The organism is Stenotrophomonas sp. Ker107b, assembly GCF_053847245.1.
The window spans coordinates 1,335,783-1,348,439 of the sequence record NZ_JBSPHX010000001.1 but is presented as its reverse complement, the minus strand read 5'-3'; the positions used below and the strand labels follow the sequence as shown (position 1 = coordinate 1,348,439).

10 protein-coding genes and 1 pseudogene are annotated in these 12,657 nt (G+C 65.8%); 6 read left to right on the top strand and 5 right to left on the bottom strand.

Annotated features, from left to right (window positions below):
- Positions 1–5 precede the first annotated feature (5 nt).
- Complete coding sequence (locus ACWV8V_RS06210; protein ID WP_455899233.1) at positions 6–683, bottom strand: DUF3348 domain-containing protein; 678 nt, start codon at positions 681–683, stop codon at positions 6–8.
- Positions 684–808: 125 nt separating this feature from the next.
- On the opposite strand from ACWV8V_RS06210, the gene ACWV8V_RS06205 reads away from it, so the two are divergent.
- Positions 809–1,579 carry a cyclic nucleotide-binding domain-containing protein gene (locus ACWV8V_RS06205; protein ID WP_259259961.1) on the top strand — a complete coding sequence of 257 codons (771 nt, stop codon included), beginning with the start codon at positions 809–811 and terminating at the stop codon, positions 1,577–1,579.
- A 6-nt stretch (positions 1,580–1,585) separates the two neighbouring features.
- Here ACWV8V_RS06205 and ACWV8V_RS06200 read toward each other — a convergent pair whose 3' ends face one another.
- From ACWV8V_RS06200 to ACWV8V_RS06190, 3 genes are all read right to left on the bottom strand, one after another.
- Positions 1,586–3,106, bottom strand: a complete 1,521-nt coding sequence (locus ACWV8V_RS06200) for a diflavin oxidoreductase (protein WP_455899232.1) — start codon at positions 3,104–3,106, stop codon at positions 1,586–1,588.
- Between the two features lie 5 nt (positions 3,107–3,111).
- Entirely contained in the window at positions 3,112–3,540 is a 429-nt protein-coding gene (locus ACWV8V_RS06195) for a PAS domain-containing protein (RefSeq protein WP_259259963.1), read from the bottom strand.
- Positions 3,541–3,817: 277 nt separating this feature from the next.
- Positions 3,818–4,954: an MFS transporter gene (locus ACWV8V_RS06190; protein WP_455899231.1), complete on the bottom strand. Its 1,137-nt coding sequence runs from the start codon at positions 4,952–4,954 to the stop codon at positions 3,818–3,820.
- 213 nt (positions 4,955–5,167) lie between these two features.
- Here ACWV8V_RS06190 and ACWV8V_RS06185 point away from each other — a divergent pair, with 213 nt between their 5' ends.
- The 4 genes from ACWV8V_RS06185 to proP all read left to right on the top strand — a co-directional run bounded on the left by ACWV8V_RS06185 (position 5,168) and on the right by proP (position 9,018).
- The gene (locus tag ACWV8V_RS06185) at positions 5,168–6,286 is read left to right on the top strand and encodes an alpha/beta hydrolase fold domain-containing protein (RefSeq protein WP_455899230.1); all 1,119 of its coding nucleotides are present in this window, start codon (positions 5,168–5,170) and stop codon (positions 6,284–6,286) included.
- Between the two features lie 116 nt (positions 6,287–6,402).
- Positions 6,403–6,816 (top strand): host attachment family protein, encoded by a 414-nt coding sequence (locus ACWV8V_RS06180; RefSeq protein ID WP_259259965.1) that lies wholly within the window; start codon positions 6,403–6,405, stop codon positions 6,814–6,816.
- Positions 6,817–6,825: 9 nt separating this feature from the next.
- A complete protein-coding gene (locus tag ACWV8V_RS06175; RefSeq protein WP_259259966.1) occupies positions 6,826–7,155 on the top strand; it encodes a thioredoxin family protein in 330 nt (109 codons plus the stop codon).
- A gap of 375 nt (positions 7,156–7,530) precedes the next feature.
- Positions 7,531–9,018, top strand: a complete 1,488-nt coding sequence (gene proP, locus ACWV8V_RS06170; RefSeq protein ID WP_123729357.1) for a glycine betaine/L-proline transporter ProP — start codon at positions 7,531–7,533, stop codon at positions 9,016–9,018.
- A gap of 32 nt (positions 9,019–9,050) precedes the next feature.
- Here the strand turns inward: proP and ACWV8V_RS06165 are convergent.
- Positions 9,051–10,101 (bottom strand): annotated as a pseudogene (locus ACWV8V_RS06165) (Kelch repeat-containing protein).
- Between the two features lie 184 nt (positions 10,102–10,285).
- On the opposite strand from ACWV8V_RS06165, the gene ACWV8V_RS06160 reads away from it, so the two are divergent.
- Entirely contained in the window at positions 10,286–12,580 is a 2,295-nt protein-coding gene (locus tag ACWV8V_RS06160) for a GH92 family glycosyl hydrolase (RefSeq protein WP_455899229.1), read from the top strand.
- The last annotated feature ends 77 nt before the right edge of the window (positions 12,581–12,657 follow it).

Sequence of the window (12,657 nt, the reverse complement as noted above, 5' to 3'; positions counted from 1 at the left end):
CCCGGTTAGTGGGTGCGAAGCGCTGCAAGCAGCCCTTCTATCGGTTGAAAACGAACATCCAGTTCGGCCAGCAGCAGGCTCTGCATGTCACGGCGGAACGCCTCGAGCCAGCCATCATCGCTGCCGGTCTCGCGCAGGCGCTCGAAATGCACCCCGAGCAGCACCGGCACCTTGGCCAGCAGGCTGTACTCCCGCGCGCTCAGGGTCTGCTCCATCAGTGCGTCGACTTCGGCGAGCCGCGCCATCTCGGGCGAGGTGCGGGTCAACATGTCGCGCAGACGGCCACGCATACGGCTGGTGGCACTAAGCATGGCGCGCTGCAGGGTCAGATAGCGCTCGCGGAACACGATGTACTCGACAGGGGCGTCGCCACCGTCGGCCGCCACGACCCGGCGAGGGTGCCTGGTGCCCTCAGGTTCCTGAACAATGGTCGCCGCCAGCGCAGCGCGGATCCGCTGGCACTCGGCGTCCTCGTCGGCATCGAAATCCGGGCCCTCCACGGCGGGTGGGAGCCGGCCATCGAGCGCCTTGGACAGGGTGACCGCCCGCGTCCAGTCCACCCACTCGCTGAGCCGGTCTGACAGGGCAGGGCCCGTCGAAGACAGGTTGCTCTCAGCAAGGCGGGCCAGCAGCCGGATGAAGGCCGGGCCCGGGACAGGCGTCCGTTGCGCGGTTTTGGCCATTGTTCCGGTTAAAACGACGAATTTTACACCCGAAGGGGCCTGCACTGCTGGCGCGGGCGTTCATCCGGGCCGGCTGCGAGGGCCCATCGCGTATCATTGACAGGCGTTCTTCCCTGCATCGAACCATGTCGCTCCCCTCATCGCTGCGCCCACCGATCGGCCCGGTCACCCCGAATCCGGCCGCTGCCGATGACGGTGATGCGCTGCGCTTCTGCACCACATGCGCTTTCTCGGACGCCTGCACCTCGCAGGGGTACGACAAGACGGCCTTGTCCGAGCTGCATGTGCTGGTCGACCACGTGGGTCCGTTCCAGGCGGGCGAGACGATCTTCCGTGCAGGCGATCCGTTTGATGCGATCGCTGCGGTCCGCGCCGGCATGGTCAAGACCTTCATCACCGACACCCAAGGCAATGAGCAGGTGCTCGGTTTCAGCCTGCCCGGCGAGGTGATCGGCCTCAATGCGATCCATGATGGGCGTTACCCGTGCCACGCGGTGGCGCTCGATACCGTGCACCTGTGCCGCTTCTCGTTCCCGAAGATGAGCCTGCTCGCTTCGCGGATGCCTGGGCTGCAGTCGCGGTTGTTCAGCCTGCTCAGCGCGGAGATCGGCAAGGTCGCGCTGCTGGCCGCCAACCATCGCACCGATGCGCGCATGGCCGCCTTTCTGCTGGACCTGTCCGAGCGCTATGCGCGTCGCGGCTTTTCGGCAACGCGGTTCCGGCTGGTGATGGCCCGCACTGAGATCGCCAACTACCTGCGGATGGCGCCGGAGACGGCGACCCGGGTGCTGCGCCGTTTCCACGACGAGGGCCTGATTGCGATCGAGCAGCGCGATGTGGCGCTGCTCCACCCTGAGCGCCTGGCTGCGTTGGCGTCGCCTGACGCAGCGGATTGAAATGCGTCAGTACAACTCGCAGTGCACTCGTCCCTGTGCCTGCAGGGCGGCCCAGCCGGCAGCTTGCGGCACCATTGGATCGATCGCTTCCTGTACCGCACCGTCGAGATGCCGCTTGTTGCCGCACACATACAGATGTGCGCCGCGGCTGAGCAGGTCGCTGATGTGGCCCACATTGGCGGCCAAGGCGTGCTGAACGTAGAACTTCTCCGCGCCATCGCGGGAGAACGCGGTCATCAGTGTCGACAGGCGTCCCGCGGCCTGCCACTGCTCCAGCACCTCGCGATACAGGAAGTCGTGCTCACGCTGCTTCTCACCGAACACCAGGCACACCTCGCGCGGCATGCCGGTGGCGTGCACCTCCTGCATCAGGCCCATCAACGGGGCGATGCCGGTGCCGGTGCCGACCATCACCAGCGGACTATCAAGGTCTTCCGGCAGGTGGAAGCCGGGATTTGAGCGGCAGTAGACGCGCGCATGGCCGGCATTGCCCAGTAACCAGCCGGTCGCGGCACCACGCCGTTCGCGGCCACGCTGCTGGTAGCGCACCTCGCGTATGCACAGGTCCACCGTCTCTGCCTGGCCATGCGAGGCGATCGAATAGGCGCGCGGTAGACAGGGCGGGAGCAGCTCGACCAGCCGCGCCAGCGGCACACTGTCCGGGGTGGCATGATCCTGCAGGATGTCCAGCAGGTCCGTGCCGTGCAGGTAGGCCTCCAGGGCGGTGCGCTGGCTCACTTTCAGCAGACTCTTGAGCGCCTCACTGCCGCTCATCCGTGCCAGTTCGCGCAGTACGGACTTGCCAGGCTGGCGCAGTTCTTTGTGCCGCAACTGCTCGACGGCCTCGTTCTGTCCGTACCAGCGTGCCAGTTCAGCCAGCAGCGCCGGATCGTTCTCCGGTATCACGTGCAGCGTGTCGCCCGCGCGGTGGACAATGCCGCTGCCGCGCAGATCCAGCGACAGGTGCCAGGCCGCTGGATCGCTGGTGTTCAAGCGCCGCCGCGCCACGATCGGTGCCTCGAACGCGTTGTCCTCGCTGTAGGCGGTGACCTGCAGGTGCAGGTCGCGCCCGGCGTCCGGGCGGCCCGCAAGCACCTCGCCCAAGGTCGGTGCCCAGCGCTCGAAGAAATCCTCGAAGCTGGCATCGGCGTCCACGCGATTCATGATGGGCTGCGCCTGACGTGCCTGCAGCAGGGCATCCAGCGCCTTCGTGAAACCGCAGAACTGCGGATAGCCGGTGTCGCCGAGCCCGAACACCGCGTAGCGAAGCCCCGGCAACGCCGGGGCCTGCCGCAGGGCCTCGACGAACTGCTCGCCATTGGCCGGCGGCTCGCCGTCGCCGAACGAACTGGACACCGCGAGCAACACATCGCCATCGCCCAGTTGCCCCACGTCGATCTCGTTGAGTGGCAGTATCTGGTGCGGATGGGCCTTCAGCGCAGGGTGCGCGCCCAGCCGATGGGCCAGGGCGCGTGCCGTGCCGGATTCAGAGCCAAACCCGACCCACAGTCGCTCGATGGGGGCCATGGCAATCACGCAGCGGCGTAGAAATCGTCGAACTTTTCCTTGCTGAACTCCACCGCATCGAAGTTGGACATCAGATCATTCACCACGCGCCGGATGCTGATGTAGGCGGTGATGGTGCCGTCGGCATCGAACAGCGGTTGCACAGTGGTGTCCACCACATACAGCACGCCGCCCTTGCCGAGGTTGGGCACGATGCCGGTCCAGGTCTTGCCGGCCTTGATGGTGTCCCACATGTCCTTGTAGACGGCCTTGGGCACATCCGGGTGCCGCACGATGCTGTGCGGCTGGCCGACCAGCTCCTCACGCTGGAACCCGGTCAGCGTGCAGAACAGATCATTGGCATAGGTGATGTTGCCCTGCAGGTCGGTGGTGGAGATCACCATGACATTCTCGAGCGCGGCAAGCAGCTGGGTGGATTCGGGGGCGTAGCTCATGACAGTTCCTTCAACGGATGGCGGATAGGTGGCCCCCGGTGACCCTCGCGTGCCGGTGCTGCCGCCGGCGCTGGCCGGCAGCGGGAGGCCGGTGACGTCGTGTCCCGGATAGAAATACGGCAGTCGCTGCGGACTGGCGTTGACATTGGTCAATTGCGCTTGGCATGGCGGTGCGACATGGCGTCGCAGTGCTGGTTGGGGTGTATGCAATGACGTCAGTGCGTGCGGGTATCCCGGACGAGCGTTCAATGCAGATCGCATCTGTCGGAAGATGTAGTCACCTGCGTTTTCTCAGAACGGCCGTCGCCAGTTCAAGCGTGGCGAGCGCAACCAGCAACCAGACAAACACGGCCTTGCCGGCAGTGACGAGCAACCAGCCGCCTATGGCCGGAAACCCGAAGATGCCTACGAAGTAGGCCAAGACGAACCACGTCAACGCTGCGTGGCGGTATTCCTGCGGCGAGGCATTGACCGCCCAGGTCTGGATCACGGGATAGAGCAGGCCATAACCGGCGCCAGTGAGAACGGCGGCGGCAATCTGGAACGCAGGATGCACGGGCATTCCGAGCAGGCTCGCCAGTCCCGCGATGAGGCAGCCCAGCAAGCAGCTGATCAGCGGCGTCCGCGGCCACACGGGTAGCTTACGCGCCAACACCAGGCGCGTTACGACGGCGGTGGTGGCATGCACCGCAAAGAAAGTGCTGGCACTCGCGCCCGTGCCTTCGGTAAGGGATCCCTGAAACGCCATCATGCCGGAGAAGACGGCGCCGCCTAAGCCTGCCATCACGATCGGGCGGATGGCAGTGCTTTTGGCGATCATGATGACGCTGCCTACCCACGGGCGCAGCGCAGACTCGCTTGAGCGAATGGGTTCGCGTAGACCGAATGTGCCCAGCAGCAATGAAGCCGCCAGTCCCACTGCCGCCACCCAGAGAAATGCGGTGCTCAATGGAAGGTCATACTGCGCCACCCCCAGGTTCAACAGGATGGGGCTGAGGCAGATCCCGGTCATCTGGAAGGCGCTGAAGCGGATGAAGCCGGGACCGCGTTCGCGATCCGTGAGCCGCTCTGACAACGCCAGTGGTGCAGCCAGATAAAACATGCCCCACCCCAAGCCGATCAGCAGGATGGCCACGCCCGGCAGGTAGGCAGGGCTCAGGCCACGCAAGCCGCCCAGCAGTGCGTAGCCGCAGGCCAGTGCTAGTGCTCCAACGGCAGCCAGACGTGCAGCATCGACTCTGCCGGCGCACCAACCAACCAGCGGAACACCCATAAGGGTGCCAACCAAGGCCATTCCCAGGGCGCTGCCGGCATCGATGTCACTGCCGCCATTCGCCCGAAACCAGAACGAAATCAGGAACGTTGCTCCATAGCCTGCGGCGGTGAACAGTGTGCCCAACAGAATGAAGAGCATCGATTTTGGGTGCATGCACTACGTGCCTGAGGTTGGAGCACGGACGCACCGTCCGCAGGTTGTGCCAGCACGGCACGCCCGGAGTTTAGAAAGCCGACCCGGCGACCAGTAGAGGTAAACACGTCAACTCAGCCAGACCGGGGAGTGACCACATGCCGTGGCGGCGAGGCAGCGGCTATGCTGTGACGCGATTCCGCACGGGGAGTGCAGCAGATGAACAGGATCAGGATGTTCGCGCCACTGGCGCTGTTGTTGGCCGCCAGCGGAACCGTCATGGCGATCACACCTGCACCGCCGCCAGCGGAAGGCATCCGGAACGTACCGGCATTCGCGCTGCCGCTGTCCCCGTATCTGAGCCCGGAAGCACAGGCCGCGATGCGCAGCGCCGTCATCAACGGCGACCCGGTCGCGAAGATGGACAACGCCACCGTGCTCAAGGAACTGGCGACGATCCGCAAGGGCGCCGACGACTGGGCCTACGGCGAGATCAAGGCGCTGCGCCAGCGCTATCCGGTGGAGCTGCACCACGAAACCTGGAATGGCGTGCCGGTGGTCCGTGTCGAGCCACGCAGTGCGCCAGCCGATCCGGCGCAGCGGCGTCTATTGATCGAACTGCACGGCGGCGCGTTCGTGTTCGGCCGCGCCGACAGCCTCGGCCTGCTGGAGGCGATTCCGGTCGCGGCCATGACCGGGGCCACGGTCGTGGCGGTGGAGTACCGGCAAGGCCCGGAGCATCAATTCCCGGCCGCGAGTGAGGATGTGGCGGCGGTCTACCGGGCGGCGCTGGAGAAGATGCCGGCACGGCACATCGGTCTGTTCGGCTGCTCGGCCGGTGGCGTACTGACCGGGGAGTCGCTTGCATGGTTCGGCAAGGAAAAGCTGCCGATGCCGGCCGCGGCCGGCCTGTTCTGCGCCGGCGGCGATGCACGCTATGGCGGCGACTCCCGTTATGTGGCCGCGGCCCTCACCGATGCACTGCTGCCGCATGCCGACGGTTCGCTGCCGATCATGGAGGACCTGTATTACGGGACGGTGGACTTCCGTGATCCGCTGGTGTCGCCAGTGTTTTCCGATGCGGTCCTGGCGCAGTTCCCGCCGACCCTGTTCATCACCGCCACCCGTGCGGCGGAGCTGAGCAACGTGTCCTTTACGCATTCCCGCCTGGTGGACCTGGGCCGCGAGTCGGATCTGCACGTCTGGGACGGGCTGGGCCACGCATTTCATCTGGATGCCCGGCTGCCCGAGAGCCAGCAGGCTTACCGGCTGATGGCCCGTTTCTTCTCCCGCCACCTGGACATGCCGTTGCCGGCAGCGCCAGCGCCCGTGGAGTAGGGCGCACAGGCGCTGCATACGGAATGCATACATCCGTATGCACGGTGCTTACATGGGGTTGCCTACGGTGGAAGCCGAGTGCAACCGCGCTCGGAGTTCCCCATAAGGAGTAGATGATGAGCCAGCAGATTCCCGAAGGTACCCTCGTTGTTGTCGCCGACGGCGGCTCGGCCCGCGTGTTCACCAACGTCGGCACCGCGCACACGCTTCAGCTCAAGCAGGAGGGGGAACTTCAGCTGCAGGCCGTCAGTGAGACCGGCGCCTCGGGGCAGGGCCCTTCCGGCTCGGTGCCACAGGACATGACGATCTCCCAGCTCAATGAAGCCACGTTCGCCAAGCAGGTCGCCGCGCAGTTGAACGAAGATGCGCTGAAGAACCGCTACGCACACCTGATCCTGATCGCCGATCCGCAGACGCTGGGCCGCATCCGTCCGTTGCTGCACAAGGAAACCCAGGAGCGACTCATCAAGGATCTCGCGAAGGATTACACCAATGCACCGCTGGAGGATATCCAGCGAGCGCTTTCCTGAGTAACGCGCATGGCCTTCGTTCGTGAGTACAGCCCTTCCGACATCACCCGTGCCGACATCGATGCGGGCAACGGATGGGTGCTGCTGGAGTTCGGCACCGGTTGGTGCGGCCATTGCAGTGCCGCCCAGCCCCTGCTGCAGAAATTTCTGGGTGGCTACGACGCGACGCACCTGAAGGTCGAGGATGGCAAGGGGCGGCCGCTGGGCCGCTCCTTTGCCGTGAAACTGTGGCCGACCGTGATCCTGTTGCGCGACGGCCAGGAGATCGCGCGTGCGGTGCGGCCACACGAGCGCGACGATCTCGCGCCGCTGATCGATGCGCTCGAACGCGGGCAGTAACGATCAGCCCGCTCTCAATCGCGTGCGGGTACCGCGATCGTAGTCCGTACGATGCAGTTCCCGCGTTGCACAGGCATGTATGAATTGCGTGAAAAGCGCATGAAAGCAGCTTGAAACACGCTGTTCCACGCCGATAGACAGCGCAGCACCGGGCTCACGCTGGCCAAATGTAGTAACATGGCTCGCTTGATCACCCCCGGGCCATTGCCCGCTTCCTGGTCATCCATCCCGCAGCGTCGCTGAGTCCACGCGGCCGTCCGGGATCGTCTGTTGCAACCCCTCTTCGCGCATCGCGCTGTGTCATCAGAGGCGGTATTTCCTGTGCCGTGCGCGGGACCTCGGGCGCCGCGATGGCCTGCTTCCAGGAGAAAGCAGATGCAGGACCTGCCTGCCGCACACGCTCATTTCGGCTGGTTCAAACGTCGCCGCCAGATGCATGTCGACGAAGTCACCGTCGTTGATCGCCCCATGTTGAAGAAGGCCGTTGGCGCTGCGGCGCTCGGCAACGCGATGGAGTGGTTCGATTTCGGCGTCTACGGCTACCTCGCCGTCACCCTCGGCCACGTGTTCTTCCCCGACAGCAGCCCGACCGCACAGCTGATCGCCACGTTTGCCACCTTCACCGTTGCCTTCCTGGTGCGCCCGCTGGGCGGCCTGGTGTTCGGCCCGCTGGGTGACAAGTACGGGAGGCAGAAGGTGCTCGCGGCCACCATGATCCTGATGGCCGCCGGTACCTTCAGCATCGGCCTGATTCCCTCGTACGACCGTATCGGCATCTGGGCGCCGGCGCTGTTGCTGCTTGCCCGCATCGTGCAGGGGTTCTCCACCGGCGGTGAGTACGGCGGCGCGGCGACGTTCATCGCCGAGTATTCGACCGATCGCAACCGCGGCCTGATGGGCAGCTGGCTGGAGTTCGGTACGCTGGGCGGCTACATCGCCGGTGCCGGCACGGTCACCGCGCTGCACATGGCCCTGAGCAGCACGCAGATGCTGGACTGGGGCTGGCGCATTCCGTTCCTGGTGGCCGGTCCGCTGGGTCTACTTGGCCTGTATATGCGCATGAAGCTGGAGGAGACGCCGGCCTTCCGCGCGTATGCCGAAGAGGCCGAGAAGCGCGATCACGAGCGCCCTGGTCTGGGCGCGCTGTTCCGCGTGCATTGGGCACAGCTGCTGATCTGCGTCGGCCTGGTGCTGGTGTTCAACGTCACCGATTACATGCTGCTGACCTACATGCCCAGCTACCTCAGCGTCACGATGGGCTATGCCGAAAGCAAAGGCCTGCTGCTGATCATCATCGTGATGCTGGTAATGATGCCGCTCAATGTGGTGGGTGGATTGTTCAGCGATCGCCTGGGTCGTCGCCCGATGATCATCGGTGCCTGCATCGCGCTGTTCCTGCTGGCGATCCCGTGCCTGAAACTGGTGGGCAGCGGCAATGACTGGCTGATCTTCCTGGGGCTGATGCTGCTCGGGCTGGCACTGGTGTGCTTCACCAGCTCGATGCCGTCCACGCTGCCGGCGCTGTTCTACACCCCGGTGCGCTACAGCGCGCTGTCGATCGCCTTCAACGTATCGGTCTCGCTGTTCGGTGGCACCACGCCGCTGGTGACCGCTTGGCTGGTGGAGCGCACCGGTGATCCGCTGGTGCCTGCGTACTACCTGATGGGCGCGGCGGTGATCGGCGTGATCACGATGCTGTTCGTCCGCGAGACCGCCGGCATGCCACTGCGCGGCTCCCCGCCGGCGGTGGCGAGCGAAGCCGAAGCGCGCGCCTTGATGCGCAGCGATGAGCCGGTCACGGTGGACGCGACCCAGCCCATGCTGCCCGAGGCGGCGGTGCCGGACTCGGCACGCCCGGCGTAAACCGGGCCTGGGTACGACCTGCCTGCGATGGACTACGGACGGGCGACCAAGCGGTAATGGTCGTCCAGTTCCGGGCCGCCGCCGCGATTGCCGCTGCCGGCGACCACATGCAGCGCCCCGTCCAGTACGGCTGCCTGCATGCCGTGCCGCCCCACCGGCAGTGGCGGCAGTGCTTCCCAACGTTGCGTCGCTGGGTTCCAGGCCTCGACCTGCGCATGTGCGATGGTGTGCGCATCGCTTTCGCCGCCGATCACGACGAGCCGGTCATTCCAGGCGACCGTGGCAGTGCCTGAGCGCGGGGTAGGAAGGGGCGAGGGCAGGGTGGACCAGCGGCCCGAGGCAATGTCGAACATGTCCACCGCCGCCACCGACTGCATTCCCGATGCGCCGCTGCCATGGGCGCTGACCCGGCCACCGGCGGCATAGAGCGCACCGTCCAGCACTGCGGCGTGGAAGTGATCACGCGCATGCGGTGCATCCGGCAGCGCCGTCCACCTTTCCGTCGCGGGATCGAAGACATCCAGCCAAGGCACCACACCACCCGTGTGTCCACGCGTGACGCCACCGACCAGGTAAATCCGTCCTGCGTGCAACGCAACGCCGCTGGCACCGCGTGCGCGGCCTGCCGGCAGCGGTGGCCCCGGTTGCCACGCATCGGCTGTCGGGTCGTAGACCCACAGCGTGGGCACGGCGGGCTCGGCCGGGAAATCGCCGGTCAACGCCCCCAGCACCCAGATGCGGCCGTTGTAGGCCAGCGCCTGCGCGTGGTGGAGCTGATCCAGTGGCGGTCGTGCACCGCGCGTCCAGCGTCCGTTCGCGGGATCGAAGATCTCCAGGGGGCGCTCACCACGTCCCCCCCAGAAGGTAGAGCTTGCCGTCGAGCGCGACCAACGCACTTTCGTGGCGCGCAGTGGGTGGATGCCCGCCTGCCTGCTTCATCCATGTCAGCGCGGCCGCCGGTGATTCGGAGGCGCGGGCTGTTGTCGTCAGGCCGCTGGGAACGGTGTGTCCCGCACAGGCGGCAAGCAGGGCAGCGATGATGAGAGAGGTTGCCAGCAGGCAGGTAAGGCGGCGTAACACCATGCGGGTCTTCCGTGTGACGAACCAGGCGCCAGCGTAGCAAGCAGCGTCCCTCCGGACGTCAGCCGCACCGCAACATGCCCCTCTGCCACGCCGGTGCTAGGATCAACCTCACCTGAATCGATCTAAATTCAATGCCATGACAAAAACGGGGACGGTGCGGTGGTTGGGGCTCGCGGTAGGGGCGATGTTGGTGGCCGGCACAGCCGCCGCAGCACCGGCGAAGGTCGGCGAGCGTGCCTATGCGGCCGTTGATCCGTTCATCGGCACCGCAGGGGAAGGCCACACCTATCCCGGCGCCACAGTGCCGTTCGGCATGGTCCAGCTCAGTCCGGACACCCGTATCCAGCCGCGCGAGAAGGCGTATGGCTGGGCCGCCGGCTACCGGCATGACGACACCAGCATCGTCGGCTTCTCGCACACGCACTTCTCCGGCAGCGGCCATTCCGATCTTGGCGATGTGCTGCTGATGCCGGTGCGCACCGATGCCAGCCTGGAACGTGGCGATCCGGACAAGCCCGGCAGCGGCTATACCTCGCGCTTCCGCCACGACGACGAGCGCGCCGAGCCCGGCTACTACGCCGTCACCCTGGATGATCCCAAGGTGCGCGCGGAGCTGACCACCAGCACCCGCGTGGGCGTGCACCGTTACACCTATCCGGCCAACCAGCCGGCGCGCGTGCTGCTCGACCTGCGTACCAGCCTCTACGATTACCCGGGCAAGATCATGTGGTCACGCCTGCGCGCCCGCGAGGACGGCACCGTCACTGGTTTTCGCGAGACCCGCGGCTGGGCACCGGGCCGCCAGCTGTATTTCGCGATGCGCTTCTCGCGGCCACTGACTGGTCACGCCTTCCACAACACCGAGACCGACATCGCCTACAAAGGCTTCCCGCCGCCGGGCCACCAGAGCCCGGCCCAGCGTGCGCAGATCGAAGGCCGCCAGCTCGTGGGTACCTTCGATTTCGGCACGCTCGACACGCCCTTGGTGGTGACGGTGGCGATCTCGTCGGTCAGCGAGGCCGGGGCAATCGCCAACCTGGAGAGCGAAGTGCCGGGCTTCGATTTCGATCGCGTCCGTGCCGAGGCGAAAGCGCAGTGGACGCAGGCACTGTCGGTGCTGGATATCGACGCCCCCGAGCACGACCGGCGCAGCGCCTACACCGCGCTGTACCACAGCCTGCTCGGGCCGACCGTTTTCATGGACAGCGATGGCCAGTACCGTGGCTCGGACAACGCCGTGCACCGCGCCGAGGGCTACACCAACTACTCGACGTTCTCGCTGTGGGACACCTACCGCGCCCTGCATCCGCTGCTGACTCTGGTGCAACCGGAAAAACGCAACAGTGATTTCATCAATTCGCTGCTCGCGCACCAGCACAGCAGCGCCTACGGGATGCTGCCGGTGTGGGCGTTCCACGGGCAGGAAACCTGGTGCATGATCGGTTATCACGCCGTGCCGGTGATCGCCGATGCCTACCTCAAGGGCATCCGTGGCTTCGATGAGAACAAGGCCCTGGCGGCGATGGTGGCCACTGCGAATTACGGCCCGTACGACGGCATCGCGCAGTACCGCGAGCTGGGCTGGGTGCCGATCGATGAGGAAGGCGAAGCGGCCAGCAAGACGCTGGAGTACGCCTTCGACGACTGGACCATCGCGCGCATGGCCAAGGCCATGGGCAACACGAAGGTCGCCGGTGAGTTCGAGAAGCGCGCCACCAACTGGCGCAATGCCTACGACAAAGACACCGGCTTCATGCGGGCGCGCAAACGCGATGGCAGCTTCCGCACGCCGTTCGACCCGAGCGCGAGCGGTTACGGCACGGACTACACCGAAGGCAACGCCTGGCAGTACTCCTGGTATGTGCCGCACGACGTGGCCGGCCTGGCCGCCGCGCACGGTGGCAGCGACGCGCTGCTGGCCCGTCTGGACCAGGTGTTCGAGGCCAAGGTCGACCCGTCCATCTTCGAGCACATGGAAGACATCACCGGCCTGATCGGCTGGTACGCGCACGGCAACGAGCCCAGCCACCACGTGGCCTACCTGTATGCCCATGCCGGCCAGCCGTGGCGCACCCAGGCGCGCCTGAAGCAGATCATGGACACCCAGTATGCCGACCGTCCCGATGGTCTGGCCGGCAATGACGACCTGGGCCAGATGTCAGCCTGGTACGTGTTCACCGCGCTGGGCTTCTACCCGGTCGCGCCGGGCAGCGGCGAGTACATCATCGGCCGTCCGTTCCTGCCCAAGGCGGCGCTGCATCTGCCCAACGGCAGGACCTTCACCATCGTCACCGACGGGCTGGGCAAGGGGCACGACTACGTCGGTTCGGTAACCCTCAATGGCCAGCCGCTGCAGCGCACCTTCCTGCGCCACGACGAAATCCTGGCCGGCGGCGAGCTGCGCTTCACCCTGCAGGCCGAGCCCAACAAGGCCTGGCCGGGACAGGGCGCCGAGCAGCCTTACTCAATGTCCCGCTGACGGGCCTCTGGACCCTCCTTCTGGCCAAAATGGGATTTATGTCCAATTTGGCCAGAAAGGGTATAGTGGGCACATCC